We start from the raw sequence: 24,478 nt of genomic DNA on the forward strand, positions 1-24,478 counted from the left end.
CTGACCAACACCAGCGCCCGCTACCCACACCATCGGGACCGCTGACCAACACCAGCGCCCGCTGAACCGCCACCGGTGTCCGCTTCATACCGGTGTCCGCTTCACACCGGTGTTCCGCTACCAAGATCGTAGGGTGATGGCATGCCTTTGACGGGTGAATACGAGCCGAGCACATCGGCGTGGGCGCGCAAGCAGGCGGAGGCGTACGAGGTCTCGGCCGGCGCCGAGGCCTCGACGACGATCGGCAAGCCGATCATTGTGCTGACCTCGGTCGGCGCGAAGACCGGCAAGCTCCGCAAGACCGCCCTCATGCGCGTCGAACACGACAACGCCTACGCCGTGGTGGGCTCGCTGGGCGGCGCGCCGAAGAATCCGGTCTGGGTCTACAACCTGCGGGCCAACCCGCTCGTGGAGCTCCAGGACGGCGCCGAGAAGCACGACTACACCGCCCGCGAACTGGCCGAGGGACCCGAGCGGGACGAGTGGTGGAAGCGCTGCGTCGATGCCTTCCCGAACTACGCGGAGTATCAGCTCAAGACCGATCGCCTCATCCCGGTGTTCGTGCTGACGCGCGTCTAGCCGCCCGGCCGGCCGGCACCACCAGCGGCGTGCCGGTCTGCGGGTCGCTGATCACCTCACACTTCAGCCCGTAGACGTGCTCGACCAGCTCGGCCGTGATGATCTCGGACGGCTCCCCCTGCGCGATCACCTCACCGGCCTTCATCGCGATGAGGTGCGTGGCGTACCGGGTCGCCTGGTTGAGGTCGTGCAGCACCGCGACCAGGGTGCGGCCCTCCTCGTTCAGGTCGGCGCACAGGTCGAGCAGGTCGATCTGATAGGCGATGTCGAGGTAGGTCGTGGGCTCGTCGAGCAGCAGGATTCCGGTCTGCTGGGCGAGCGCCATGGCCATCCACACCCGCTGGCGCTGGCCGCCGGACAGCTCGTCCACCACCCGGTCGGCGAGCGGCGTCACGCCGGTGGCCTCCATCGCGAGCGCCACCTGCTCCTCGTCCTCGGGCGTCCACTGCCGCAGCAGCTTCTGATGGGGGAAACGCCCGCGTGCCACGAGGTCGGCGACGGAGATGCCCTCGGGCGCGATCGCCGACTGGGCGAGCAGCCCGAGCCGGCGCGCGACCTCCTTGGCCCGGTACGACGAGATCGCCGCGCCGTCCAGCACCACCGCGCCGGCCTTGGGTGGGAGCAGCCCGCACAGCGCCCGCAGTAGCGTCGACTTGCCGCAGGCGTTCGGACCCACGATCACGGTGAACGACCCGTCGGGGATTTCCACGGTCAACCCGGACGCGACCACCCGCTGGTCGTACGCGAGGGTCAGGTCCGCACCGGAGAGGCGGGTCATGAGGTTCCCTTTCGCCATTGCACGCTGAGCAGCCAGGCCAGGTACGCCCCGCCGACCGCGCCGGTGACCACACCGACCGGCAGCTGGGCGGGGGCGAGCAGCCGCTGCGCGACGAGGTCGCTGAGCACCATCAGCAGCGCCCCGGTGATCATCGAGGGCACGAGCGGCAACGTCGCCGAACGGGCCAGCCGTTTGGTGATCTGTGGCGCGGCCAGTGCCACGAACGCGACCGGTCCCGTGGCGGCGGTCGCCACCGCACAGATCGCCACGGCCAGCAGCACCAGCACGAGCCGGGTGGGTCCGGCCTTCACGCCCAGCGAATGCGCGGTGTCGTCGCCCATCTCGAGCAGGTGCAGCCGCCGGCTCATCAGCAGCAGCGGCGGGGTGAGCACGATCAGCGCCACGCCCAGCAACTGCACGTAGCTCCAGTTCCGCCCGTTCAGCGTGCCGACCAGCCAGACCGCGGCCGACTGCGCGGCGTCGAGGCGGGCACGGCTGATCAGGTAGCTGTTGAGCGCCACGAGCATGGCGCTCACGCCGATGCCGACGAGCACGACGCGCCGGATCGCCCCGCCGCCGAGCGCCGCCAGCCCGTACACGATCAGCGCCGTGCCGACCCCGCCCACGACCGCGGCGAACGCCGCCCCGCCGGGCCCCGCGCCGAACGCGATGATCGCGAGGACCGCCCCGGAGGCGCTGCCGGTGGTGAAGCCGACGATGTCCGGGCTGCCCAGCGGGTTACGCGACAGGCTCTGGAAGACGGCGCCGGAGGCGGCCAGCGCCGCGCCGGCCAGCAGTCCCAGGCACAGCCGAGGCAGCCGCAGGTCGAGGAGCACGAACCGGTCGGCCCGCCGTCCCCCGCCCGCGAACACGTCCATCATGTCGGCGAACGGGATCCGCGTGCCGACGTAGACGACGGTCACCGCCGACGCCACCACGACGGCGAGCAGCAGCGCCGTGGTCACCCCGGTGGTGCGCAGGTCGAGCCGGAGCGCGACGCCGCCTCCGCGCAGAAGCACCCGCCCGCGCGCGGGGCCGGGCCGGTCGGCTGTCCTGGTCGCGGTCGACCCGATGATCGGCTCGGTCATAGCGGCACGATCCGGCGGCGGAGGATCACGGCCAGGAAGATCGGCGCCCCGATGAAGGCCGTGACCAGGCCGGCCTGCACCTCGCCCGGCCGAGCGATCACGCGGCCCGCCACGTCGGCCAGGAGCAGGAGCGCAGGCGCGAGAACCAGGGAGTACGGCAGGAGCCAGCGTTGATCGGGCCCGACGATCGCGCGGGCCAGGTGTGGCACCGCCAGGCCGACGAAGGCGATCGGCCCGACCGCTGCCGTGGCACCACCGCAGAGCAGCGTGATGGCGATCGCGCTGAGCACCCGCGTGCGGGCCAGGTTCGCGCCGAGCGCCCGGGCGGTGTCCTCGCCCAGCGCGATGACGTTCAGCGACGGTCCCAGCACGAGCGCGAGAAGCGCCCCGGCGACGATGAACGGCAGCACGCCGAGCACGACATCCATGTCCCGGCCGGCCAGCCCGCCGACCACCCAGAGCCGGTAGCGGTCGAACGTGGTGACGTCCAGCAGCGCCACCGCGTTCGTGATCGCCAGCAGCGCCGCGCCGACCGCCGCCCCGGCGAGCGCCAGCCGCTCCGGCGAGGCCCCGGACCGGCCGCGGGTGCCGAGCAGATAGACGACCACGAACGCCCCGGCTGCTCCGGCGAACGCGAACCAGATGTAGCCGGTCAGCGAGGCCACGCCGAGCCCGCGGATGGCCAGCACGACGGCGGCCGCGGCGCCGGCGTTGATGCCGAGGATGCCCGGATCGGCCAGCGGGTTGCGGGTGAGCGCCTGCATCAGGGCGCCGGCCAGGCCCAGCGCGACTCCGGCGACAAGTCCGAGCAGCGTACGCGGGATCCTCAGGTCGTGGATGATGGTCAGGTCTTCGGCCCGGGACGGATCGGTGACCCGCCCGTCGAGCGCGTCCCACACCGTGCCGAGCGGGATCGCCTTGGTGCCGATGGCGATGCTCAGCGCCGCCGCCGCGACCAGGACGGCGACCGCCAGGACGAGCCCCAGGCCACGCGTGGTGAGACCGCCGCGCGCCTTGACCCGCTCCGCGGCCGGGAGATAGCCGGCCTTGACGGCCGCCGCCGTGGTGGTCACTTCAGTGCGTCCTGCACCAGCGGAAGGAACTTCTCCAGCGTGTACGGCGTGCTGAGCACCGAGTTGGTGGAGAACGCGTTGACCAGGTCGGCGTCGTCGATGATCAGCAGCCGTCCCGCCTTGGCCGCCGGGATGCTGTTGAGCACCGTGTCCTTGCGCAGCTCGGCGCCGGCGCCGATGCCGAACATCACGGTCAGGTCGGCGTCCAGCAGGCTGACCCGCTCCTTGGAGACCTCGGCGTAGAAGTTCGCCGGCTTGAGGTCCTCGATCTTCGGGGAGTTGGTGAAGCCCAGCGCCTCCATGAACTGCACCCGGCCGTCACCGCGGGTGTAAGCGCCGTACTGCCCGGCGAACGCCGCCGCCACGCACACGGTCTTGCCCGCGAACGACGGGTTGGCGGCTTTCGCGTCGGCCAGCACCTTGTCGTTGTCGGCGACCAGCTTCTCGCCGTCCGCCTTGCGCCCGAGGATCTCGGCGATCAGCACGGTCTGGTCCTTGAGCGTGGTGCCGTAGGGCTGGGTGCCCGCCGGGCCGGACAGCGTGGGCGCCAGCTTCTCGAGCTGCTCCCAGGTGGCCTTCACGTTGTCCGACTTGGTGAAGGTGACCAGGTCGGGCCGCAGCGCGGCGACGGCGTCGAAGTTGATCTCGGGACCCTTGAGCACCTGCGGCTTCGCCCCGTTGAGCTTGGGCTGGGCCCACGGCCCGACGCCGACCGGCCACGCCTGGAACCAGTCGAGGATGCCGGCCGGCACGACACCGAGCGCGAGCAGGACGTCACCGTCGGCCCAGCCCAGCGAGACGACCGTCTTGGGCGCCTGCTCCACGGTGGTCGTCCCGAACTGGTGGGTGACCGACGCGGGGAACCCGCCGCCGCTCGTGCCCGGCGAGGCCGTGCCGCCCTGGCTGCCCGAGCCCTCGTCATCGCCACCGCAGGCGGCGAGGAAGCCGGCAGCGACGGCCCCGACGGCCCCGAAGAGCAGTCCTCGGCGGGAAAGGTTTTGGCCGATCATGGAATCTCCCAGTTCAGCAAGTAAGGCTTGCCTCACCTTAGCTGCCCTCATTCCCGCATGTGCAACCTCCTGGCCTGCGCAATCGAGTGTCCGGACTGGACGGAGGATCACGCGGGGGAATCGCTCAAAGGTGAAAACGGCTGTATTTCCGGCCGCATCGGGACGATCATGGTGGGTATGCGCGCACCCCACCAGTCCGTCGACCGGCTCGGCAGCCGTCCCGTGGAGGCGGCGGTCAGCCCGCCGGTCACCCACGCCCTGCCGCTGGCCGCGGCCGTCGACGACGGTGACCGCCTGGTCGACGTGGTCGACCTGCTCGCGCTGGACGCCTTCGTCACCGGCCGGGAGCCGTTCGGCCGCAGCACCTACCTCGAGAACGTCCGCACGGACGCGCCGCTGACCACCGACGACGCCCGCGTCGTGCGGGACGCTGTCGAGGAGGACGGCCAGGGCCGCCTCTCCGTCGGCGAGGGCTGGACGCTGCACGTCATGCGCTGGCTCCAGAGCCGCCGCGCCCGGGTGACGGTCACCGCGATCACCGCCGAACTCGCTGAGTCGGTGTTGGCCACCGCCACCGCGGGAGCGGTCGAGGAGCCGACGCCGGCGCCGGAGAACGTGCCGATCGGCTTCTGGCACTTCGGCGCTCATGGCCCGCGCCGGGTCCAGCGCGAGATCGACGCCGCTTTGTGGGCCGAGATCAAGCCCAACTACGCCAGCCCGGTCGCCGACACGCTCGAGCGCCTGATGACGCTCGACGGCAGCGTGGTCAACGGCCGCCTCCTGCTGCTGCACGGTGAGCCCGGCACGGGCAAGACCACCGCGTTGCGGGCGCTCGCCCAGCAGTGGCGTTCGTGGTGCCAGGTCGACTGCGTCCTGGACCCGGAGCGCCTCTTCAGCGACCCGGCGTACCTGATGAGCGTGGCCCTCGGCACCGGTGACGACGACGAGCCGCGCTGGCGCCTGCTCATGCTCGAGGACTGCGACGAACTGGTCAGCGGCGAGGCGAAGGCCAGCGCCGGCCAGTCGCTCTCCCGCCTGCTGAACCTGACCGACGGCCTGCTCGGTCAGGGCCGCAACGCGCTGATCGCCATCACCACGAACGAAGACCTGGCCTCGCTGCACCCGGCCGTGGTGCGGCCCGGCCGATGCCTGGCCAGCATCGAGGTGGGACGGCTGCCCTACGCGGAGGCGGTCCGCTGGCTCGGCACGCCGGCCGGCATCGGGCCGGAGGGCGCGACGCTGGCCGAGCTCTACGCCCTGCGCACCGGCGCTCAGCCGGTCACCGTGCCGAAGACGGCGCCCACCACGGGCATGTACCTGTAGCACCTCGCAACCTCCCTTCGATCCAGTTACCGGATGGATGCCGCACTGCTCCGCCCCAACTGCGCGGTCCCCGCTCCGCGCTCTTGCTCCGCGCCGCTCAGCTGGTCCGCGGGTCCCAGCGGAAGTACCGCCCCGCCAGCAGCCCGGCCGCTCCGATGCTCACCGTCATCACCACCACGTCGCGCCAGCCGTCGAACCATCGGGCGTCCGCCTGCCAGGCCAGGCGGACCAGCTCGGTCACCGCGCCGCCAGGGAGCAGGAACGCCCAGGCTCCGCCTTTCAGCACCCAGACCCCACCGCCGAACAGCGCGAGGAACACCGGCACCGTGGTCAGTTGAGCCAGCTCGGGCGCGGGGGTGACCACGGAGGTCATCACCGCGAACGCCCCGGCCAGCACGATGCCGAGCGCGACCGCGGCGACCAGCGGCCACCAGCGCCCGGGCGGATCGACGCCGGCCGCCAACGTCACCGCGACCATGAGAACGGTCTGCACGAGCCCGAGGACGACCAGTGGCAGGAGCAGCCCGGCCCAGGCTCCGACCGAGGTCAGCGCGCTCTCTCGCAGGCGCTTGAGCACCCTTTCCTGGCGGCGCCCGGCCAGCATGGTGACGGCGCCGACGTAGGGAGTGAACCCGAGCAGCAGCAACACCTGCATGGCGATGGCGTCCGCGTCGAGCCCGGCGGGCGAGTCGCGGGCCAGCAGCATCCAGCCGACGCCGGACCCGATCGGCAGGAGCACGGCGTTGGCGAGCGCGAGCGGGCTTCGCAACAGCAGCGTCAGCTCGGCCCGCGCCAAGGTTGGCCAGATCATCGCCTGTCCTCCTGGTTCTCCGACGTGACGGCTCGGAAGGCCGCCTCGGCGTCGCCGCTGCCCGACCGCGCGACGCGACCCTCGTGGAGCACCACGAAGCGGTCCGCGTACTGCGACGCCTCTTCCAGGTAGTGCGTGGTCACCAGCACGGCAGCACCTGACGCCACCCGGTCGAGTAACGCATCCCAGGCGGCGCCGCGCGACTCCGGGTCGAGGCCCGTGGTCGGCTCGTCGAGCACCATCAGGGGCGGGTCGCCGGACAGGGCGATCGCGAGATCGAGACGCCGGCGCTCGCCGCCGGACAGGTGTCGCACCTTGACCCGCGCCCGCCGCTCCAGGCCGACCTCGGCGAGCGACCCGGTGGCCGGACGGTCGTTGAGCCCGGTCCAGAGGCGGAAGGTCTCGGAAGCGGTCAGCCCGGGCGTGAAGCCCGAATCCTGGGGCACCAGGCCGATGAGCGGGGCCAGGCTGCGACGCTCACGGCGGGGATCGCGGTTCAGCACCCGAACCGTGCCGGCGGCCGGGGTGAGCATGCCGCGGATCAGGTCGACGAGCGTGGTCTTGCCGGCGCCGTTGGTGCCGAGCAGCGCGACGATCTCGCCGGCTTGGACACTCAGGTCGACACCGGCCAAGGCTTCGTGGCCGGCGTAGGAGAATCGGATTCCGTTGCACTCGATCATGTGGACGAGCCTGGTCGCATCCGGCGCCCGCAAGTAGTGACATCGTGTCATCGAAGTCGATGACATTTGTCAGTACCGGCCCGCATCGGCCGAGCGGCATGATGGCCCCATGACGCGCTCCCTGCGATACCTGCGGCACTTCACCGCCGGTTCGCTGTTCTTCAGTGTGCTGGTGGTGGTGGCCCTGTCCCCCACCCCGGCCACGGTGGTGGCGTGCGCGGTCGCCGGCGTCCTCTACGTCCGAGCCTTGTATGCCCGCCCGGGCTCATGGGTGCTGCGGCTGCTTCCGGTGGGCCTGATCTGCGCGGTGATCGCCACCGCCCAGAACCCGGAGCAGATCTGGCCCGTGGTGGGCGTGCCGGCCTCGGTGGCCGCGGCCGTCATGGCGGCCACCAACTGGCCACGGCCGCCGATCGCCGGCACGGGGCTGGCCGTCGCGGGTGTCACCGTCGCGGTGAGCACCGGTGACTGGCCGACCGCCCTCGTCGCCACGGGCGCGACCCTGCTCTGCGTCCTCGCTCTCATGGCTCAGTTCTGGGTGTGGGAGGTCGCGGTGCGCCTCGATGGAGAGCGCGCCCGTGACGCCATCTACGCGGTGGATCAGGAACGACAGCGCTTCGCCGCCGACCTGCACGACATCCAGGGCCACAACCTTCAGGCCATCGTGCTGAAGAGCGAGCTGGCCGCGCGATTGATGACCACCGACCCTGAGCGTGCGGCCACGGAGATGCGCGCGGTGGAGGAACTCGCCCGCGACGCGCTACGAGACACCCGCAGCGTGGCGCACGGTTATCGCGAGGTCTCGCTCGACACCGAGATCACGAACGCGGTCGGGCTGCTCCAGGCGGGTGGGGTCCGGTGCCACACCGATCTGGCCTCCTACGGCGAGATGCCCGCGGAGACCAGCCGCCTTCTCGCCCTGCTGGTGCGGGAAGCGACGACCAACATGCTGCGACACAGCGCCGCGACCAGAGCCGGCATCACGCTCGCCCACATCGATGCCAAGGTCGAGCTGAGAGTCCGCAACGACCGGCCGTTGGAGGGCCGGATCCACGACGGGCAAGGGCTGGCGGGCTTGGAGGAGAGGTTCGCTGCGGCGGGCGGCAAGCTGCGCTGGACCGGCGGGGTCGACCACTTCGAGGTCGAGGCGGTGCTTCCACGATGATCAGGTTGCTCCTGGCCGATGACGAGGTGCTGATTCGCGGGGCCATGGCCGCGCTGCTCGACCTCGAGGAAGACCTGACGGTCGTCGCCGAGGCCGCCGACGGCGAGACCGCGGTCGCGTTGGCCGAGAAGGTTCAGCCCGACCTCGCCGTGCTTGATCTGGAGATGCCGCCCGGTGACGGGATCAGCGCGGCCGCCCGGCTGGCCATGCCGGTCGTCCTGGTCACTCGGCATGCCCGGCCGGGCATCCTGCGGCGCGCCCTCAGCGTCGGGGTCCGTGGGTTCGTGCCGAAGACCACGCCGGCCGACCGGCTCGCCGAGATCATTCGCGAGGTGCACGGCGGGCGGCGCTACGTGGATCAAGACTTCGCCTCCTTCGCATTGAGCGAGCGGCCATGCCCGTTGACCGACCGCGAGACGGATGTCCTGCGCGCGACCCGGCAGGGCATGTCGATCAAGGAGATGGCGCCGGCGGTTCATCTGACGCCGGGCACGATTCGCAACTACCTGTCGAGCGCGATCACGAAGCTGGCCGTCGCCGATCGCCACGCCGCGGCTCAGGTGGCGTGGGAGCAGGGCTGGATATAGGTATGGCTCACAACCCACGCACCTTCTTGTCATTGGTGGCCGGGCCATGAGACTCGACCAGCACGGGGGCCTTGAGGGTTTCGCCGATCTCCGCCGCCCAGTTCTCGGGGGCGTGCATGTCGCCGGGGCGCGCGCGGTCGAGCAGCGACGTGAGGGCGGACTGGTATCCGAGGTCCCGGGCAGGGCCGGGAACTATGCGCTGCCACGGCCTCTCGTCGAGGCTGTAGGAGGTGCACATCTTCAGGGCCGGCGTGACCCGGTCGAGGTGGGTGACAGCGATGCCGTCCAGTCCGCCGGCCACCTCTGCCGCGTAGCGATGCGCCACGGCGTCGAAGTGGCCCGTCCGGAAGGCGCCCTGCCAGTCACCCCGGGCATTGTGGGGCTCGGGCAGGGTCAGGTCGTCGGCCTCGGTCACCAAGGGACCGGCGCCGTGCCGGGTGGTGTAGGTCCGGACCACGCCGAGACGGACGAACGAGTCGCAGAGGGACGCGACATTGTCGAAGGTGGTCGTCGACCAGGTGGTGTAGGGGTGCCAGCCGCGCCACTCGTCGAGGAGCACGCCTTGGGCGCCCTCGAAGATGCATGGGCCCTCGTTGAGGAGCGTCGTGACGTACGAGGAGTCCACGATCGACACTGCGCGACCGAAGGCGAGGAACGCGTCCACCACTGCGGGGAGGGGCGGGGCCGGGAGCGGGCCGTACTGCTCGGTGAGCACGGACCGGACCTGGGCCAGTCGGGCGCGCAGCCGAGATGGCGAACGCACGTCACCGACCCGAGGGGCGGCGGGATTCTTGAGCGCGTACTCCACGGTTTGGCCGACGCCCATCCCGCAGGAGCCGTGGCGGCCTTCGCCACGTCGCTGCTCACGCAGCTGATTGGCGGCGCGGTGCCACGGCGTGGCGAGCAACGCGTCCTCGTCCACGGTGAGCAGGTCGTAGGGATTGCCCAGGGCGGACGCTTCGGCGGACAGGGCGAGAGGGTCGACGACCATGAAGCGCGTGAGGTGCGTGGGCACGCCCTGCAGGGTGCCCGCCCCGAACTGGGCGAAGGTGTGGTGCCGGCCCGATGCGGTGATCACGTTGTGCGCGGCCTGCGCTCCCCCGTTGAAGCGCAGGACCGCGCGGCGGGCGGTGGTGGCGCACAGAGCGTCCACCACCGTCCCCTTGCCGGCGTCGCCGTAGCCCAGATCCACGACGGCGACATGCTCGGCACCAGCCTGGCGGCGAAGCGATGTCACAGCCGGATGTTCCCGGCCGAGGTCGGCAGCTGCTTCCGTAGCGGCGCCAACGCTTTGCCGACCGTGGTGGTGGCGGTCGAGCCGTACTCGATCAGGTCGGCCAGGCCGGCGTCCAGATCGATGGCGTCCTCGCCCATGCCGACCGTGAGCGCGATCGTCTCGCACACGGCGTCGAGGTCGTCGATCTCGATCACGTTCTGCCCGAGCAGGTCGCGCCACCGGGTGAGGACCTCGCGGTCGCCACCCCAACCGGCGGCGGTGGGCAGCAGGTAGTAGACGTCGAACTTCTGCTGCAGCTCGGCCAGCATTGCCTCGGTGCGGATCGGCTCGGTCAGTTTGTCGCCGATCCGGGCGCGGACCTCCTTCGGCTTCACCGCCGGGTAGGGCATCTCGTCCCCGATCAGGAACAGGTAGCCGCGGCGGCCGCGGTGCAGCATCGAATCCAGGGAGGTGTGGCGGGCCATGAAGTACATCGCCAGTTCGTAGGACTCCATCTTCTGACCGCCGCCACCGCCCTCGAGCACGATGCGCGCCAGGTCGTCGTCCATGCGGTTGTCCGACTCGAACTGGCCGATCTGCAACGGCACGCGGTCACAGCTCGCGTCGCCGACCGCGCCGAAGAGAATGTGCGGGTCGGTGGCATAGGACTTGCGGGTCAGCAGGCCGAGCAGCTGCGGCAGCTTCGTCTGCAGCACGCGCGGCACGCCGCCCATCGAGCCGGTGACGTCGAAGAGGACGGCGATCGGGGTGCTGTGCGGGTGTTCGTCGTTGTCCCTGCTCTCCCGGTGGGTCACGCCCTTCGGGTCGAGTGCGGGGTGTGCGTCACGTGCGCCGCCGTCGCTGTACGCGAAGGCGCTCGCACCGGTTGCCGCACGGTAGTTCTGCGCGGCGTCGTACACGTCGGTGGACCAGCGTCCACTGCCCATGTTCATGCCCCTTTCAGGAGGGTGAATGGCCGGAACTTCCTTGGGCCGAAGCAGGCGAAGAGCACTTCGTCGAGTTCGGCCAGCAACGCCCAGGCGTCCTGGGGACGCATCCGGGGCGCGTCGTAGAGGCAGCCGTCCAGGAAGCGTGCGATCGGCGCGGGTGGGCGCCGGATCAGCCGCCGCATCAGGACGGTCGCCAGGTAGATGTCGGTGGCTGGGGTGGCCGGCCACTTCGCCGGCACTTCGGGTGGATAGTCGGCGCGGTGCTGGGCGACCAGCGCGGTCAGCGGCGTGCCGGGCGCCACCGAGTAACACCAGTCGACCAACACCACGCCGTGCTCAGTGGGGTGAATCAGCACGTGCCCGGGCAGGACCGCGCCGTGCACCACGCCGGCGCGATGCGCCCAGCCGAGGCCGGTCAGCAGCCGTCGCCACATCCACGCCGCGTCGCGCGCGTCGATGCCGTCCGGTCGCTGCCGCAGCACCTCGGCCAGGGTCACGAAGCCGTGCAGCCGTTGCAGCACGTTCACCCGCTTGCGGCCGTCGCGCACCGACTCGATCAGGCGCGGCGCGTACGGGCGGAAGCGTGGATCGCCATCCGTCCACAGTGTTCGGAGGGCGGTTGATTCGGCGGTCATGAGATCGTTGTCGCCGGGCAGCCGTGGCACCTTCCGCAGGGCTCGATCGCCGTTGTGCGGCACCAGATCCGCCAGGTCGCCGCTCAGCGCGCCCGGGACGAATGCCATCCACAGGGCCGACAGCTTTGCGAAGGCCTCGGTGGCTCGTGCGCTTTCCGTCGCGGGTGCGACATCCGGGTGCACGATCTTCGAGAGCATGCGGTACGCCTCGACGGGCTCCCCGACCGCAGACGGCGAGTTCCCGCTGTCGACGAAGACTGATGCCGGGTCGGTGGTGGGTCGCGCCAGAGCAACCAGGTCACCGAAGCTGCCCGCCGCTGCGATGACTTCCACCGCCTCGTCAAAGGTCATGGCAAGCCCTCCGCTCTTTCACGAGCGAGAAAGCTGCGATCCGCAGCGTGGGTGATGAGCGCGGAGTCATCTGACTGTCTCCTCGCGGGTGGGGCGTAGGAGGGCTGGGTGCAGGAGGCGGGCGTCGCCGGCTCGGTACAGGCGGGCTCGGGGGCCTCCTCGTTCGCCGCCTCGGGAGGCGGTGGTGCCTGTGCTTTCCACGAAGCCGGGGACGGAGAGGACCTTGCGGTGGAAGTTCCCTGCGTGCAGGTCTTCGCCCCAGACCGCGGCGTAGACGGACCTCAGTTCGCTGATCGTGAAAGCAGGGGGCAGGAAGGCGGTCGCCAGAGGCGTGTACTCGAGTTTGGAGCGGGCGCGGTCGAGGGCGTCGGCCAGGACGGTTGCGTGGTCGAAGGCCAGCTCTCCGGTTTCGTCCACCGGCACCCAGGATGCGTTGGAGGCGTCGCCGCCGGCGCGGGGGTCGGGGAGGCTGGGGGCGAAAGCCAGGTAGGCGACGGAGACCACGCGCATTCTCGGGTCGCGGTCGGGGTTGCCGTAGGTGCGGAGTTGCTCCAGGTGCACCTGCTCGAGGGTGTCCTCGCCGGGGCGGAGGCCGGTTTCCTCGGCCAGCTCGCGCAGTGCGGCGGTGTCCAGGGTTTCCTCGCGGACGAAGCCGCCGGGCAACGCTCGCCAACCGGCGTAGGGCGACTCGCCCCGCTCGACCAGCAGGACGCACAGCCGGCTGTCCCGGATGGTCAGCGCGACCACGTCCACCGTCACCGCGATCGGCGCGTAGGCCCGGGGGTCGTACGTCTCCAGGAACTCCTCGTCCGTCACTCGCCCGCTCCTCAGTTGTTCTCAGTTCGAGTAATTCTTGATCTGAGAACAACATAGGCCGGGGCATCGTCAGGGTCAAGGCAACTCGCGGTACGGGATCAGCCAGAGGGCAGCGCCACGCGGCACGGGCGAGGTGTGGCGGGAAGCGCCAAGTGGATCACGGCGGGGGCGGCCCGGCGGGAGTCGCGACCGCAAAGGTGGCGAGAACGGGCGGCCGGCGGGAAGCGGCCAAGTGGATCACGGCGGCGGGCGGCTCGGCGGGGGTCGCGACCGCAAAGGTGGCGGGGATGGGGCGGCCGGCGGGAGGCGTCACCGCACGGGTGGGCCCGAGTGGGACAGGCGGGCGGGAATGCCTCGGCCGGAGGGGTGGATCTTTGGGACGCGAGGCGAGAGCAGAGAGGAATAGAAGGGGGCGGGAACTGCGCTCGAAGAGGGGTTGGAAATGGGAGAAACAATGAGGCCCGCCTTTCCTTAGGGAAGGCGGGCCTAACTGCAGATGAGGCTTACCTGGCCTCGAAGGTGAGGCAGTCGGCGCGGTCGGTCGCGCTGCCGACGGTGATTGCCGGGGCCTGGCACTCGAGGTTGCTGTTGTGTACGCACTCGGAGCGCTTGCACGCGCCGACCTGGGCCGTGAGCTGGCCGATTCCGCCCTGCAGGTCGGAGTCGACATACGTGTCGCACTCCGAGTTGCGGCGGCCGATGGTGATCGCGAAAGCGGTGCAGCCGTCGTGGTTGTAACCACAGCCGCTGACGGTGCACTGCGACACCCGCGGCATTTCCATCATCTGTGTCATGGCGTGGGCCTCCTCATTTTCATTGCGTCCCCGGGTCACGATAATGCAAGCACCGGCGATTCGCGCGACACGCGGGCGGCCTATTTTCCGCGGTTTAACAGGTGAGGTTAGGCTGCAATTACCGCTACTTAGGTAAGGCTGTTCTGACGAAAAACGGAGGATCCGCGCATGCCACGCGTCCGGTTCGCCGCCGCCCTGCTGACGCTGACGCTGCTCGCCGGCGCCGGCGTCGGCGGGTGCACCGCGGATGACCCCGCCCCTGCGCCCACGCCGGCGGCGGCGGCGAGCTCGGCCGCGAAGAGCCCCTCGTCGGCCGAGTCGCGCTCCGCGAAGCGGTTGCTCGCTCTTCCGCGTACCCGAGGGGATTGGCCTGGACCGAACGGCCTGTCCGGCGTGAACGGGGATCCCACCTTCGACACCGCGCACGTCGAGGCGTTCTGCGCCGCGCGCGGGCGGGCGTGCCGGGTCGCGCAGACCTACACCGACCGCAGCACCTACGAGTCGATGACCAGCGGCACGGGGTGGACGTTCGAGTTCTTCGACGACTTCCCGGGCGCCCTGGTGATCTCGCAGGGCCTGGTGCCGACCGGCGGCGAGGCCGAGCTGCCGAAGTGCGCGGCCGGCGACTACGACGAGCAGTGGCGGCACTTCGGCAACCTGATGGTGCGACACGGGCGCGGCGACTCGATCGTGCGGCTGGGCTGGGAGATGCAGGAGCGCACCATGCCGTGGCGGGCGACGGACACGCAGGCGTACGTCGGCTGCTACCGGAGGGCGGCGACGGCGATCCGGGCCACCAACCCGGACGTGACCCTGGACTGGTCGATCAACGCGCACAGCTCACCCGACGGGCTGTGCGGCGGGGTGAGCACCAACTGCTACCCGGGCGACGACTACGTCGACATCGTCGGGATCGACAACTACGACCACTTCCCGTGGAGCCCGACCAAGGCGGCGTTCGACCGGACGGCGGCCAAGGCGGAAGGCCTGACCTGGCTCTACAACTTCGCGCGTACGCACAACAAGCCGTTCTCGGTCGGCGAGTGGGGCGTGGTGCCGACGGGCGACGCGGGGAAGGAGAACCCGCAGTACATCAGGTGGATGCATGAGTGGTTCGCGGCGCATGCGGACCATCTGGCCTATGAGGCCTACTTCTCCGACTGTGGCGAGGGTGGGGTACAGAGCAGTCTGTTCCGCGACGACGACGAGTGCGTCAAGAACCCCGAGTCGGCAGCGGTGTACAAGTCGATCTGGGCGGAGTGAAGGACGGGATGAAGGTCAGGGAGAAGGTCGGGTGAAGGACGGGGTGAAGGTGGAGTAGCGACCGATCCATCGAAATTGCTCGTTACTGGCAAACCCCTGCAAATTTCACATTACGCTCCCTGCGAGAGGGCCCAGCCATGAGACGACATGCGCGGGCCACCCACCCAAGCCCAAACGGTTCGTAAAACCGTAGGAGGACCTCGCATGCGTAAGTCCGAAACAAGCACCGGTTCTCGGCTGCTCAAGGCCGGGATCGCGGTCGCGGCGACGGCCGTGGTCGTGGCTGGTGCGGCTACCCCCGCCTTCGCGGCCACCGTGCCCATGACGCTCAGCGCGACCACCGGCCCGTCGGGTGGCACCAACACCCTGCTCGGCAAGACGACGGCCGCGGTCTTCACGACCGTCCCGGCCGTCAACTTCGTCGTGGGCACGGCCTGCCCGACCACCTTCACGGCGCCGGTCGCCGTCACGGCGACGGCCGGCACGGTCCGGGCCACGGCCGGAACCGTGAAGAAGCTGTCCACCACCCAGATCTCGATCCTGGTGCCCGTCGGTGTGGCCCTGCCCGCCGCCACCTCGTCGCTGAAGTTCAACGTCTGCGCCTACAGCGGCACGACGGTCGCCTCGGCCGCGGGTGTCACGCCGGTCGTCGCCGGCAGCCCGCTGATCGCGAACGCCATCTACACCATCGCGGCCAAGCCGGTCCTCGCGGCGGCCAACGTGGTCGCGCCGGCCACCGGCCCGGCGCTCGGTGGCACCTCGGTCACCATCGCGGGTGACGGCACCTACAAGTTCCCGACCACCGGCGTCTCCGCCACCCTCGGCGGCGAGCCGCTGACGGCGGTCTCGGTGGCCTCGGACCAGCTCTCCTTCACGGCCACGACCCCGGCCCACGCCGCGGCGACCAACCAGACGCTGTCCGTCACGACCTCCGGCGGCACCGTGTCGAGGGCGAACGCGTTCGCGTTCACCAACAACCTCAACGTCTTGCCGAACACCGCGCCCGGCAATGCGTCGGCCGACATCCTCGTCGAGGGCTCGGGCATCGGTGACGCGTTCGCCGCCTGGTCGGCGCCGGCCAGCTCGGACACCGACGACCCGCACATCTACCTGGTGCAGGGCTCGTACAACCCGACGTCCAACGGCGGCAACAAGACGGTGGGACCGATCGCCGACGCCTCGGCGATCACCTACATCGGCCCGAACCAGGTGCTCGCCACGTTCAACCTCGCCAACAGCGTGGCGGTGGACGGTACGGCCGCGGCAGGCACCCCGGTCCCGGACGGCGCCTACACCGTCACCTGGGTGACCAACGGCAAGCTCGCCGTGCAGCCGGGTGGTGCCAACGTCGACCCGCTCAAGCCGTACAACAAGTCGATCGTCACCAGCGGCTCCACCTTCACCGTGGCCGACTACTGATCGGTGGCCGACTCCTGATCGGTCAGCACCCGAATGAACGAACGGCCCGGAGCGAAAGCTCCGGGCCGGTTCGCATCCGAAAACAGGGTCAGACCAGGTTCTTCCACTGCTTCTCGATGGCCGCCACACTCGCCTGCTTCGAGGGCCGCCCGGCCGCGTTGGTGGCGACGGTGTAGACGCTCCGCCCCGCGCTCGTCCGCCAGCACACCAGCAGCGCCGGCTTCTCGGCCGGCTTCATGTCCACGCTGAACCGGAAGGTCTGCGAGCACCGCGCGGCGCCGACCGGCTCACCGTCGTCGGCCACCCAGCCCAGCTCCCGGTACCCGGCCAGGTTCTTCCTCGCCGACAGCACCCGCAGGCTCTGCCGCCCCTTCACCACCCGCGTCTCGGTCACGTCGGCCGCGGTGACCGACCGGTCCGCCGGGCTCTGCGGCAACGGCCGCTTGATCTTCACCCCGGGCTTGGCCCGCGCCGCCTTCACCCGGTCGGCGGTCGTCTTCGCCGTGGGCGACGCCGACGTGGGCGGCATCGACGGCGAGGACGGGGCGGTCGCGGCGGAGTTGGCCGGCGTGGTGGTCACCGGCGACGGGCCGGGCGACGACGGCGACGGCGCCGCGGCGGAGGAGGCCGGCGGGAGCGAGGTCACGGTGGGGTCGTCGCCGGCCAGCTGATCGGTTGCCACGTAGGCGCCGGCGCCCAGGGCGGCCAGGCCCACGATTCCGACGATCGCCTGCTTGCGGCGTGCGTGCGTCATCAACCTCATCCTTTGCGCGTCGAGGAACACGGTCAAACCCTGATGTTCCCAAGAATCGGGATATAGCGGACCCGAACCGAAGGAGACCTTCAGTCAGAGCCGGCTCGGCCGATCTATCACCCCGTCGCCGACTGGGGAGGTTCACATGGGCCGGAAGCACTACGGACTGGGGTTAGGGGTGCTCGGCGTGGCCGCCGCCCTGGTCGCTCCGAGCGCCGCGATGGCCGCGGAGCCCCCGCTGCCGGTGGCGGTCGCGAAGTCGATCCCGGCCAAGGTCAGCAAGGCCAGCCCCGTACGCATCACCCGCACCTCGAAGGACAGGAGCGGCCGGCCGGTCTTCACCACGACCACCGCCACCAGCCGGGTCGCCGCCGAGCAGCTGCTGCGCGGCACGGAGACCGAGGTCGAGAAGCCGGTCCACGCGCTGGACGACCCGTACCAGAGCCAGCTCTGGGCGCTCCCGAAGATGAGGGCGACCGAGGCCTGGGCCAGCTCCACCGGCGCCGGCGTGATCGTCGCCGTGCTGGACACCGGCGTCTCCGCCAGCCACCCCGACCTGGCCGGCCAGGTGCTGTCCGGTTACAACGCGTTCACCGGCGCCACCGGCCCCGGCACCGATGTGCACGGGCACGGCACCCATGTGGCCGGCACGATCGCGGCGATCGCGGGCAACAACGTGGGTGTGGCCGGCGTGGCCCCGAACGTGAAGATCCTGCCGGTCAAGGTGCTTCAGGACGACGGCGGCGGCACCTCGACCTCGGCCGCCCAGGGCATCGTCTGGGCCGCCGACCACGGCGCCGACGTGATCAGCATGTCGCTCGGCGGCGGCTACTCCTCGTCGTACGGCGACGCGGTGGCGTACGCCCGGTCCAAGGGTGTCACGGTGGTCGCCTCGGCCGGCAACTCGCGTCAGCAGGGCAGCCCGGTCATGTACCCGGGCGCGTCGCCCGGCACGATCGCCGTGGCGGCCACCGACTCGAACGACGTCGTCGCCACCTTCTCGAACGCGGGCAGCTACGTCGACGTCGCCGCCCCGGGGGTCGACATCCTGAGCACGGTTCCGGGTGGCTCGTACGGTTACAAGAGCGGCACCTCGATGGCCGCCCCGCACGTCTCCGCCCTCGCCGCGCTGCTCCTCGCGAAGAACCCCCAGCTCACGCCGGACCAGGTCGAGCTGGCGATGGAGTCGACGGCCAAGGACCTGGGCGCGGCGGGCCGGGACAACGACTACGGGTACGGGCGGGTCGACGCGGTGGCCGCGCTCAACGCGGTCGGCGGCGCTCCGGCCCCGGCTCCGGCCCCAGCCCCGGCCCCGGCTCCGGCCGGCGCGGTGATCTCCTCCGACGCCACCTCGGGCCAGGCGCTCTACAACACCAAGGTCAGCACCGTGTTCACGGTGACCATCAACGGCGCCGCGGCGTCGAAGCGCTCGATCCAGATCTGCACGGCCGACAAGGGCGCCGCGTTCAGGTGCAAGAGCGGCACCACCAAGGTCGACGGCACCTACACCCTGAGCCGCAAGATCACTTTCCCGTACGAGGTGCGCCTGGTCGTGCCGGCCACCACGAAGAGCACGGTGACCGGCGAGTCGGAGACGTACTCGTACACGGTGGGCTCCGAGGTGGCCCTGGCGCCGAAGAAGACCTCGCTGGTGGTCACCCTGACCGGCGCGGCCACGCAGCTCAACAAGCTCCAGCGCTCGCTCGACGGGTCCTCCTGGGAGACCGACCGCACGTTCAAGGCGGCCCCCAGGTCGACGCTCAACAAGATCAAGCCGGGGTACCTCTACCGGGTGGTCGTGCCGGACACCAGCCTGGTGGTGGGCTCGCTCAGCGACACCGTGCAGATGTAGCTCGATGCGATCGGCCGTACCGTGTGGACCATGATGCTGAAGCGCACACTGGGCGCCACCGGGATCGAGGTCAGCGCGGTCGGCCTGGGAGCGTGGCAACTGGGCCGCTCGGCCGAGTGGCCCAGCGGCCCCGACCCGGACGAGGCGGCCCGCATCGCGCGGGCCGCCCTCGATCTGGGCGTGACGTTCATCGACACCGCGCCGGTCTACGCGGGCGGGCAGAGCGAGCTGAACGTGGGCCGGGCGCTGGCCGGCGTCCCCCGCGACCGCTACGTGCTGTGCACGAAGGTGGGCCGCCGCCCCGACGGCAGCACCGACTGGGATCCCACCGCGATCGAGGCGTCGGTCCGGGGCAGCGCCGGGCGGCTCGGCGTCGAGCACCTCGACGTGGTGGTCCTGCACAGCCCGCCGGCCGAGGTCCTGACCAGCGCCGGCCACCACGAGGCGCTGCGCGAGCTGAAGACCAAGGGCCTGATCCGGGCGTACGGCGCGTCGGTCGACCAGGGCCGCGAGGTCGAGCAGGCGCACTGGGCGGAAGTGCTCGAGGTCCGGCTGTCCGCGCTCTACCAGGAGCCGCTGGACGCCCTGACCAACGCGCCCCGGCAGGGTTCGATCATCAAGGTGCCGCTGGAGTCGGGCTGGCTGTCCGGCGCGTACGACGAGGACTCCCGCTTCGACGACGTGCGGGCGCGCTGGTCGCCGGCCGACGTCGCGCTGCGGGCGTCGCTGGCCGGCGAGTTCCGGGCGCTGCTGCCCGAGGGGGTCGGCGTGGCCGAGGGGGCGCTGCGCTTCCTGCTCGCCCTCGACCCGGTCAGCACGGTCATCCCGGGCACGCGCAGCCGGGAACACCTGGCGGCGAGCGTCGCCGCGGCGGCGAAGGGCCCGCTCGATCCGGACACCGTGGACACCGTTCTCGGCTGGTACAAGGAACGACTCGGCGAACAGGCACTCCAGTGGTGAACCGGGCGGTTGTTCTCGGCGGTGGCGGCGTCACCGGTGTGGCCTGGGAGATCGGCATGATCCAGGGGCTGGCCGAGCGGGGTGTCGACCTGTCCGGGGCCGACCTGTTCGTCGGCACGTCGGCCGGGTCGGTGGTGGCCGCCCAGATCACCGCCGGGGCCGGGCTCGACGACCTGTACGCCCGGGAGCTGGCCGACACCACCGGCGACCGCAACGCCGTGATCAGCAAGGGTGTCGTGCTGCGCTTCGCCATCGCGGGTCTGCTGCCCGGGGCACGCGGCCGGGCCTGGCTGGGCCGGGCGGCGCTGAAGGCCCGCACCGTGCCCGAGTCGGAGCGGCGGAACGCGATCGCCGGCCGGGTGACCTCGGACGCCTGGCCGGCCACCCGGTTGCGGATCCCGGCCGTGGCCGCCGAGACCGGCCAGGTGGTGGTCTTCGACAACACCAGCGGTGTCTCGCTGATCGACGCGGTCGCGGCCAGTTGCGCGGTGCCACTGGTGTGGCCGCCGATGACGGTGAACGGCACCCGGTACGTGGACGGCGGAATCCGCTCGATCGCCAACGTCGACCTGGCCACCGGCTACGACCGGGTGGTCGTGCTGGCCCCGGCCACCTTGTCGGTGCGGAAGAGCACCCGACCGGGCGCTCAGACCGCGGCGCTCGCTCCGGGCGTACGCCGCATCTGTGTCGAACCCGGCGCAACCGCCCTCAAAGCCATCGGCAGCAACCCGCTCAGCCCGGAACGGCGCGCGGCGGCCGCCGAGGCCGGCCACGCCCAGTCGGCCGAGGTGATCGACGCGGTCGCCGAGGTGTGGGCCTAGAGCGGCGCCGAAGGGTCGGCGAGGCGCGCGAGGTCCACCGGCTCCCCGGCTCGGATCAGCTCCTGGATCCGGTCGGTGACGTCCCAGACGTTGACGTTCATGCCGGCCAGCACCCGGCCCTCGGTGGTCCAGAAGGCGATGAACTCCCGGGCCTCCACGTCGCCGCGGACGACCAGGTCGGGTGAGACGTCCGGCGGGACCCAGCCGGCGTACTCCATGCCCAGGTCGTACTGGTCGGTGAAGAAGTAGGGCAGGTGGTCCCAGCGCACGTCCTGGCCGAGCATGGCGCGGGCCGCGTACGGGCCGCCGTTCAGCGCGTTGGCCCAGTGTTCGACCCGGACCCGGGCGCCGAGCAGCGGATGGTCGATCGCCGCGACGTCACCGGCGGCGAAGATGTCGGGATCCGAGGTCCGGAACGACGAGGACACCAGGATGCCGTCCTCCACCTCGAGGCCGGCGTCGATCGCCAGCTGGTCGTTGGGCGTGACCCCGATCGCGGCCAGCGTCACGTCGGCCTCGAAGCCGTCGGGCAGCTGGTCGACGAACGAGACGCCGTGATCGCGGTGCAGGTTCGCGAAGAGCGTGGCCATCTGTACGCCGAGCACCCGCTGCAGGGGCAGCGTGCCCCGGGTCACCACGGTCACGTCGGCGCCGCGCTCACGGGCGGCCGCGGCGACCTCCAGACCGATCCAGCCGGCGCCGAGGATGGCCAGGCGGGTGCCCTCGGTCACGGCCGCGGCGATGCGGTCGGAGTCCTCGTACGTCCGCAGGGACAGCGTGCCCGGCAGCCGCCTCGGCGTGGCGCCGGTGGCGAGCAGCAGCTTCGTGTACGGGATCTCCTCGCCCCCGTCGGTGCGGACGACGTGAGCGGAACGGTCGACGCTGGTGACGGCCACGCCCGTACGCAGCTCGATGTTGTGCTCTTCGTAGAACCCCGGCGCGTGCACGTACGGCTCGTCCCGGCTCGCCGTACCCAGCAGCAGGCCCTTGGAGAGCGGCGGGCGCTCGTACGGCCGCTCCTGCTCGGCGCCGATCAGCGTGACCCGCCCGCCGAAGCGCTCGGCCCGCAGCGTCTCGGCCGCCTTGGCCCCGGCCAGCCCTCCCCCGACGATGACAAATGCTTGATCCATCACACAACCTTTCCATCGAGGCGGCCGAGTGCGGTTTACTCAGTCTCCATGAGCATCATCTCGACCGGCTTCGGCGGCCGGCGACGGTCCTCCGAACCCGAGCTGCCGCCGGGGCAATACCTCACGACCGACTTCCCGGTGCTCTCGATCGGGCCGACCCCGCGCATCCCGCTCGATCGCTGGCGCTTCACGATCACCACCGAGTCGGGTGACAAGCAGCAGTGGACCTGGGACGAGTTCACCAAGCTGCCGGCCGAGGACGTGACGACCGACATCCACTGCGTCACCAAGTGGTCCAAGCTCGGCACGACGTGGCGCGGGGTCTCGGTCGACACGATCCTCGAAGACGTGGAGACCGCGGCCGACTTCACCATGGTCCATGGGTACGGCGGCTACAGCACCAACGTACCGATGGAGGATCTGACCAACGGCCAGGCCTGGATCGCGTACGAGTTCGACGGCGAACCGCTGGCCCCCGAACACGGCGGACCGGCCCGGATGCTCATCCCCCACCTGTATTTCTGGAAGTCGGCGAAGTGGGTCAACGGCATCGAGATGCTGAACGACGACGAGCCGGGCTTCTGGGAAGAGGCGGGCTATCACATGTACGGGGACCCATGGCGCGAGCAGCGGTACCAGGGCGACTGAGCTGGCGGGTGGCCACGGTCACCGAGATCCGCCCGGAGACGGCCACCGCCAAGACCCTCGTGCTCGACGTCCCCGACTGGCCCGGCCACCTGCCCGGCCAGCACATCGACGTGCGGCTCACCGCGCCGGACGGCTACCAGGCCCAGCGCAGCTACTCGATGGCCAACGCTTTCCGTGCCGGCGCCGAGGACAGGCTCGAGCTGACCGTGCAGCGGGTCGACGACGGCGAGGTGTCGGAATACCTGACATCCGGTGTCTCGGCCGGCGACAAGCTGGAGCTGCGCGGGCCGATCGGCGGCTGGTTCGTCTGGCGCTCCGCGTCGACCGCGCCGGTGCTGCTGGTCGCCGGCGGCTCGGGGGTCGTGCCGCTGATGGCCATGATCCGGGCGCGCGATCGTCAGCCGTTCCGGCTCGTCTACTCGGTGCGGACGCCGGACGACGTTCTTTACCGGTCGGAGTTGTCGCGGTTCAAGCCCGGGCTCGACGTGCACTACGTCTACACCCGGGTGCCGCCGGCCAAGCGGCTGAGCGTGGCGACCCTCAACACGCACGGCTGGCCGGCCGACTTCGAGCCGGAGTGCTTCGTCTGCGGGCCGACCGCGTTCGTCGAGGCCGCGGCCGACATGCTGGTGGCGCTGGGTCACGACCCGCGACGGGTCAAGACCGAGCGATTCGGGTAGCCAGCCGCTTCGCCTCGATGCCGGCCTGGCGCAGCATGCCGCCGAGATTCACGTCGTACCCGATGAAGTACAGGCCCGGCCGGGCCGGTGGGCCGCCGCGGACGAGCGGCACCCCGGTCTCGTCGAACAGCGCCGGGTCGGCGAACAGCTCGCGCAGCCCGGTGCCGTAGCCGGTGGCCGCGACCACGGCGTCCGGTCGCACGCTCGTGCCGTCGGCCAGCAGCACCGACGTCTCGGTGAAGCCGGTCACCGCGGCCACCGGGACCACCCGTCGGGCCAGCACGTCCCGGACGATGCCGACATCCTGCAGCGGCACGTAACGCTTGGTGCGCAGGCGGGTCTTCAGCCCCCTCGGCCGGGCGGACGATGCCGTACGCCCGCAGGTCGGGCACCTCGAAGCGGGCCAGGGTGGCGGCCAGCGGGTTGAAGACGCGCTCCGGCAGCCCGCCCAACAGCACGCCGCTCAGCTGGGCCGGCCAGCCCGCGACCTCGCGGCGGATGATGTGCGGTGGCGTCCGGATCGCGATCCGCACCGAGGCGGCGCCGCCCGCGGCCAGGTCGCTGGCGATCTCCGCGCCGCTGTTGCCGATGCCGGCGACGAGCACGTCCTGGCCCCGGAACGGCTCGGCGTTGCGGTACGCCGACGAATGCAGCAGCGTGCCCGCCCACGACTCCCGGCCCGGCCAGTCGGGCACCACCGGCGTGTGCAGGTAGCCGGTGGCGACGACCAGGGTCTCGGTGGTGTGCTCGGCGCCGTCGGCCAGGGTGAGCGACCAGCCCGGCTTGATCGACTCCACGGTGGCGCCGGTCCGGACGTCGAGATCGAACTTCGCGGCGTACGCCTCCAGATAGCGCACCAGGTCGTCGCGCCGCACCCAGCGCCCGTACTCCCGGGGGATGGGCAGGCCGGGGAGGCCGGACAGCCGCCTCGTGGTGTGCAGCTTGAGCCGGTCGTAGCGGCCGCGCCAGCTCGAGCCCACGCCCGGGCCGCGCTCGAGCACGACGGAATCCACGCCGCGGGCCTTGAGCGCCGCCGCCACCCCGAGGCCGGCCGCGCCCGCGCCGAGCACCGTCACGTTCTCCATGCGGAGCAGC

General features: G+C 71.1%; 25 protein-coding genes. 11 read left to right on the plus strand and 14 right to left on the minus strand.

The window, feature by feature from the left end; genetic code table 11:
- Window positions 1–141 precede the first annotated feature (141 nt).
- Complete coding sequence (locus tag AB0O15_RS36200) at window positions 142–579, plus strand: nitroreductase family deazaflavin-dependent oxidoreductase (RefSeq protein ID WP_364328497.1); 438 nt, start codon at window positions 142–144, stop codon at window positions 577–579.
- On the opposite strand, the gene AB0O15_RS36205 is transcribed toward AB0O15_RS36200, so the two are convergent.
- From AB0O15_RS36205 to AB0O15_RS36220, 4 genes are read right to left on the minus strand one after another with little or no spacing between them, the layout of a single operon-like run.
- Window positions 548–1,357 (minus strand): ABC transporter ATP-binding protein, encoded by an 810-nt coding sequence (locus AB0O15_RS36205; RefSeq protein ID WP_364328500.1) that lies wholly within the window; start codon window positions 1,355–1,357, stop codon window positions 548–550. The genes AB0O15_RS36200 and AB0O15_RS36205 overlap by 32 nt on opposite strands.
- On the minus strand, window positions 1,354–2,445 hold the full coding sequence (locus tag AB0O15_RS36210) for an iron chelate uptake ABC transporter family permease subunit (RefSeq protein WP_364328503.1): 1,092 nt from the start codon (window positions 2,443–2,445) through the stop codon (window positions 1,354–1,356). The genes AB0O15_RS36205 and AB0O15_RS36210 overlap by 4 nt, the downstream gene beginning before the upstream one ends.
- Entirely contained in the window at window positions 2,442–3,518 is a 1,077-nt protein-coding gene (locus tag AB0O15_RS36215) for an iron chelate uptake ABC transporter family permease subunit (protein ID WP_364328506.1), read from the minus strand. Before AB0O15_RS36215 ends, AB0O15_RS36210 begins: the two co-directional genes overlap by 4 nt.
- On the minus strand, window positions 3,515–4,528 hold the full coding sequence (locus tag AB0O15_RS36220) for an ABC transporter substrate-binding protein (protein WP_364328509.1): 1,014 nt from the start codon (window positions 4,526–4,528) through the stop codon (window positions 3,515–3,517). The genes AB0O15_RS36215 and AB0O15_RS36220 overlap by 4 nt, the downstream gene beginning before the upstream one ends.
- A gap of 177 nt (window positions 4,529–4,705) precedes the next feature.
- Between AB0O15_RS36220 and AB0O15_RS36225 the strand changes: the two genes are divergently transcribed.
- On the plus strand, window positions 4,706–5,851 hold the full coding sequence (locus AB0O15_RS36225) for a DUF5925 domain-containing protein (protein ID WP_364328512.1): 1,146 nt from the start codon (window positions 4,706–4,708) through the stop codon (window positions 5,849–5,851).
- 97 nt (window positions 5,852–5,948) lie between these two features.
- Here the strand turns inward: AB0O15_RS36225 and AB0O15_RS36230 are convergent, their stop codons facing one another.
- Together AB0O15_RS36230 and AB0O15_RS36235 are read right to left on the minus strand one after the other, a co-directional pair.
- Window positions 5,949–6,662: an ABC transporter permease gene (locus AB0O15_RS36230; protein ID WP_364328515.1), complete on the minus strand. Its 714-nt coding sequence runs from the start codon at window positions 6,660–6,662 to the stop codon at window positions 5,949–5,951.
- Window positions 6,659–7,342 (minus strand): ABC transporter ATP-binding protein, encoded by a 684-nt coding sequence (locus tag AB0O15_RS36235; RefSeq protein ID WP_364328518.1) that lies wholly within the window; start codon window positions 7,340–7,342, stop codon window positions 6,659–6,661. The genes AB0O15_RS36230 and AB0O15_RS36235 overlap by 4 nt, the downstream gene beginning before the upstream one ends.
- 109 nt (window positions 7,343–7,451) lie before the next feature.
- Here AB0O15_RS36235 and AB0O15_RS36240 point away from each other — a divergent pair, with 109 nt between their 5' ends.
- Both AB0O15_RS36240 and AB0O15_RS36245 read left to right on the plus strand, forming a co-directional pair.
- Window positions 7,452–8,507, plus strand: a complete 1,056-nt coding sequence (locus AB0O15_RS36240; protein ID WP_364328521.1) for a histidine kinase — start codon at window positions 7,452–7,454, stop codon at window positions 8,505–8,507.
- Window positions 8,504–9,094, plus strand: coding sequence for a response regulator transcription factor (locus tag AB0O15_RS36245; RefSeq protein WP_364328524.1), 591 nt, complete (start codon window positions 8,504–8,506; stop codon window positions 9,092–9,094). The genes AB0O15_RS36240 and AB0O15_RS36245 overlap by 4 nt, the downstream gene beginning before the upstream one ends.
- A gap of 7 nt (window positions 9,095–9,101) precedes the next feature.
- Here AB0O15_RS36245 and AB0O15_RS36250 read toward each other — a convergent pair whose 3' ends face one another.
- The 5 genes from AB0O15_RS36250 to AB0O15_RS36270 form a co-directional block, all read right to left on the minus strand.
- Window positions 9,102–10,331 (minus strand): adenylosuccinate synthetase, encoded by a 1,230-nt coding sequence (locus AB0O15_RS36250; RefSeq protein ID WP_364328527.1) that lies wholly within the window; start codon window positions 10,329–10,331, stop codon window positions 9,102–9,104.
- Complete coding sequence (locus AB0O15_RS36255) at window positions 10,328–11,257, minus strand: hypothetical protein (protein ID WP_364328529.1); 930 nt, start codon at window positions 11,255–11,257, stop codon at window positions 10,328–10,330. Before AB0O15_RS36255 ends, AB0O15_RS36250 begins: the two co-directional genes overlap by 4 nt.
- Window positions 11,258–11,259: 2 nt before the next feature.
- Complete coding sequence (locus tag AB0O15_RS36260; protein WP_364328532.1) at window positions 11,260–12,246, minus strand: molecular chaperone DnaJ; 987 nt, start codon at window positions 12,244–12,246, stop codon at window positions 11,260–11,262.
- Window positions 12,247–12,312: 66 nt separating this feature from the next.
- Entirely contained in the window at window positions 12,313–13,062 is a 750-nt protein-coding gene (locus AB0O15_RS36265) for an NUDIX domain-containing protein (protein ID WP_364328535.1), read from the minus strand.
- A 503-nt stretch (window positions 13,063–13,565) separates the two neighbouring features.
- Window positions 13,566–13,856, minus strand: a complete 291-nt coding sequence (locus AB0O15_RS36270; RefSeq protein WP_364328537.1) for a DUF1540 domain-containing protein — start codon at window positions 13,854–13,856, stop codon at window positions 13,566–13,568.
- A gap of 168 nt (window positions 13,857–14,024) precedes the next feature.
- On the opposite strand from AB0O15_RS36270, the gene AB0O15_RS36275 reads away from it, so the two are divergent.
- Window positions 14,025–15,119 (plus strand): glycosyl hydrolase, encoded by a 1,095-nt coding sequence (locus tag AB0O15_RS36275; RefSeq protein WP_364328539.1) that lies wholly within the window; start codon window positions 14,025–14,027, stop codon window positions 15,117–15,119.
- Between the two features lie 204 nt (window positions 15,120–15,323).
- Window positions 15,324–16,538, plus strand: coding sequence for an IPT/TIG domain-containing protein (locus tag AB0O15_RS36280; RefSeq protein ID WP_364328541.1), 1,215 nt, complete (start codon window positions 15,324–15,326; stop codon window positions 16,536–16,538).
- Window positions 16,539–16,626: 88 nt separating this feature from the next.
- Here the strand turns inward: AB0O15_RS36280 and AB0O15_RS36285 are convergent, their stop codons facing one another.
- The gene (locus tag AB0O15_RS36285; RefSeq protein ID WP_364328543.1) at window positions 16,627–17,292 is read right to left on the minus strand and encodes a hypothetical protein; all 666 of its coding nucleotides are present in this window, start codon (window positions 17,290–17,292) and stop codon (window positions 16,627–16,629) included.
- A gap of 145 nt (window positions 17,293–17,437) precedes the next feature.
- On the opposite strand from AB0O15_RS36285, the gene AB0O15_RS36290 reads away from it, so the two are divergent.
- From AB0O15_RS36290 to AB0O15_RS36300, 3 genes are read left to right on the plus strand one after another with little or no spacing between them, the layout of a single operon-like run.
- On the plus strand, window positions 17,438–19,144 hold the full coding sequence (locus AB0O15_RS36290) for a S8 family peptidase (protein WP_364328546.1): 1,707 nt from the start codon (window positions 17,438–17,440) through the stop codon (window positions 19,142–19,144).
- A 30-nt stretch (window positions 19,145–19,174) separates the two neighbouring features.
- Entirely contained in the window at window positions 19,175–20,104 is a 930-nt protein-coding gene (locus tag AB0O15_RS36295; RefSeq protein WP_364328549.1) for an aldo/keto reductase, read from the plus strand.
- Complete coding sequence (locus AB0O15_RS36300) at window positions 20,101–20,925, plus strand: patatin-like phospholipase family protein (RefSeq protein ID WP_364328552.1); 825 nt, start codon at window positions 20,101–20,103, stop codon at window positions 20,923–20,925. Before AB0O15_RS36295 ends, AB0O15_RS36300 begins: the two co-directional genes overlap by 4 nt.
- Here AB0O15_RS36300 and AB0O15_RS36305 read toward each other — a convergent pair.
- Window positions 20,922–22,055 (minus strand): FAD-dependent oxidoreductase, encoded by a 1,134-nt coding sequence (locus AB0O15_RS36305; protein ID WP_364328555.1) that lies wholly within the window; start codon window positions 22,053–22,055, stop codon window positions 20,922–20,924. The genes AB0O15_RS36300 and AB0O15_RS36305 overlap by 4 nt on opposite strands.
- Window positions 22,056–22,103: 48 nt before the next feature.
- On the opposite strand from AB0O15_RS36305, the gene AB0O15_RS36310 reads away from it, so the two are divergent.
- Entirely contained in the window at window positions 22,104–22,703 is a 600-nt protein-coding gene (locus AB0O15_RS36310; RefSeq protein ID WP_364328558.1) for a sulfite oxidase-like oxidoreductase, read from the plus strand.
- Window positions 22,673–23,383, plus strand: a complete 711-nt coding sequence (locus tag AB0O15_RS36315; protein ID WP_364328561.1) for a ferredoxin reductase — start codon at window positions 22,673–22,675, stop codon at window positions 23,381–23,383. The genes AB0O15_RS36310 and AB0O15_RS36315 overlap by 31 nt, the downstream gene beginning before the upstream one ends.
- Here AB0O15_RS36315 and AB0O15_RS36320 read toward each other — a convergent pair.
- Window positions 23,344–24,468 (minus strand): NAD(P)/FAD-dependent oxidoreductase, encoded by a 1,125-nt coding sequence (locus AB0O15_RS36320; RefSeq protein ID WP_364328564.1) that lies wholly within the window; start codon window positions 24,466–24,468, stop codon window positions 23,344–23,346. The two genes, AB0O15_RS36315 and AB0O15_RS36320, sit on opposite strands and share 40 nt — an antisense overlap.
- Window positions 24,469–24,478: the final 10 nt, after the last annotated feature.

This window comes from Actinoplanes sp. NPDC089786 (assembly GCF_040684855.1).
Classification (GTDB): domain Bacteria; phylum Actinomycetota; class Actinomycetes; order Mycobacteriales; family Micromonosporaceae; genus Actinoplanes.

Bases quoted from the DNA above. Each gene is read 5' to 3' on its own strand.
- AB0O15_RS36205 (WP_364328500.1), bottom strand. From the start codon at position 1,357: ATGACCCGCCTCTCCGGTGCGGACCTGACCCTCGCGTACGACCAGCGG.
- AB0O15_RS36260 (WP_364328532.1), bottom strand. From the start codon at position 12,246: ATGACCTTTGACGAGGCGGTGGAAGTCATCGCAGCGGCGGGCAGCTTC.
- AB0O15_RS36275 (WP_364328539.1), top strand. From the start codon at position 14,025: ATGCCACGCGTCCGGTTCGCCGCCGCCCTGCTGACGCTGACGCTGCTC.
- AB0O15_RS36255 (WP_364328529.1), bottom strand. From the start codon at position 11,257: ATGGGCAGTGGACGCTGGTCCACCGACGTGTACGACGCCGCGCAGAAC.
- AB0O15_RS36295 (WP_364328549.1), top strand. From the start codon at position 19,175: ATGATGCTGAAGCGCACACTGGGCGCCACCGGGATCGAGGTCAGCGCG.
- AB0O15_RS36235 (WP_364328518.1), bottom strand. From the start codon at position 7,342: ATGATCGAGTGCAACGGAATCCGATTCTCCTACGCCGGCCACGAAGCC.
- AB0O15_RS36310 (WP_364328558.1), top strand. From the start codon at position 22,104: ATGAGCATCATCTCGACCGGCTTCGGCGGCCGGCGACGGTCCTCCGAA.
- AB0O15_RS36230 (WP_364328515.1), bottom strand. From the start codon at position 6,662: ATGATCTGGCCAACCTTGGCGCGGGCCGAGCTGACGCTGCTGTTGCGA.
- AB0O15_RS36285 (WP_364328543.1), bottom strand. From the start codon at position 17,292: ATGACGCACGCACGCCGCAAGCAGGCGATCGTCGGAATCGTGGGCCTG.
- AB0O15_RS36220 (WP_364328509.1), bottom strand. From the start codon at position 4,528: ATGATCGGCCAAAACCTTTCCCGCCGAGGACTGCTCTTCGGGGCCGTC.
- AB0O15_RS36305 (WP_364328555.1), bottom strand. From the start codon at position 22,055: ATGGATCAAGCATTTGTCATCGTCGGGGGAGGGCTGGCCGGGGCCAAG.
- AB0O15_RS36315 (WP_364328561.1), top strand. From the start codon at position 22,673: ATGGCGCGAGCAGCGGTACCAGGGCGACTGAGCTGGCGGGTGGCCACG.
- AB0O15_RS36225 (WP_364328512.1), top strand. From the start codon at position 4,706: ATGCGCGCACCCCACCAGTCCGTCGACCGGCTCGGCAGCCGTCCCGTG.
- AB0O15_RS36210 (WP_364328503.1), bottom strand. From the start codon at position 2,445: ATGACCGAGCCGATCATCGGGTCGACCGCGACCAGGACAGCCGACCGG.
- AB0O15_RS36240 (WP_364328521.1), top strand. From the start codon at position 7,452: ATGACGCGCTCCCTGCGATACCTGCGGCACTTCACCGCCGGTTCGCTG.
- AB0O15_RS36270 (WP_364328537.1), bottom strand. From the start codon at position 13,856: ATGACACAGATGATGGAAATGCCGCGGGTGTCGCAGTGCACCGTCAGC.
- AB0O15_RS36245 (WP_364328524.1), top strand. From the start codon at position 8,504: ATGATCAGGTTGCTCCTGGCCGATGACGAGGTGCTGATTCGCGGGGCC.
- AB0O15_RS36200 (WP_364328497.1), top strand. From the start codon at position 142: ATGCCTTTGACGGGTGAATACGAGCCGAGCACATCGGCGTGGGCGCGC.
- AB0O15_RS36290 (WP_364328546.1), top strand. From the start codon at position 17,438: ATGGGCCGGAAGCACTACGGACTGGGGTTAGGGGTGCTCGGCGTGGCC.
- AB0O15_RS36280 (WP_364328541.1), top strand. From the start codon at position 15,324: ATGCGTAAGTCCGAAACAAGCACCGGTTCTCGGCTGCTCAAGGCCGGG.
- AB0O15_RS36320 (WP_364328564.1), bottom strand. From the start codon at position 24,468: ATGGAGAACGTGACGGTGCTCGGCGCGGGCGCGGCCGGCCTCGGGGTG.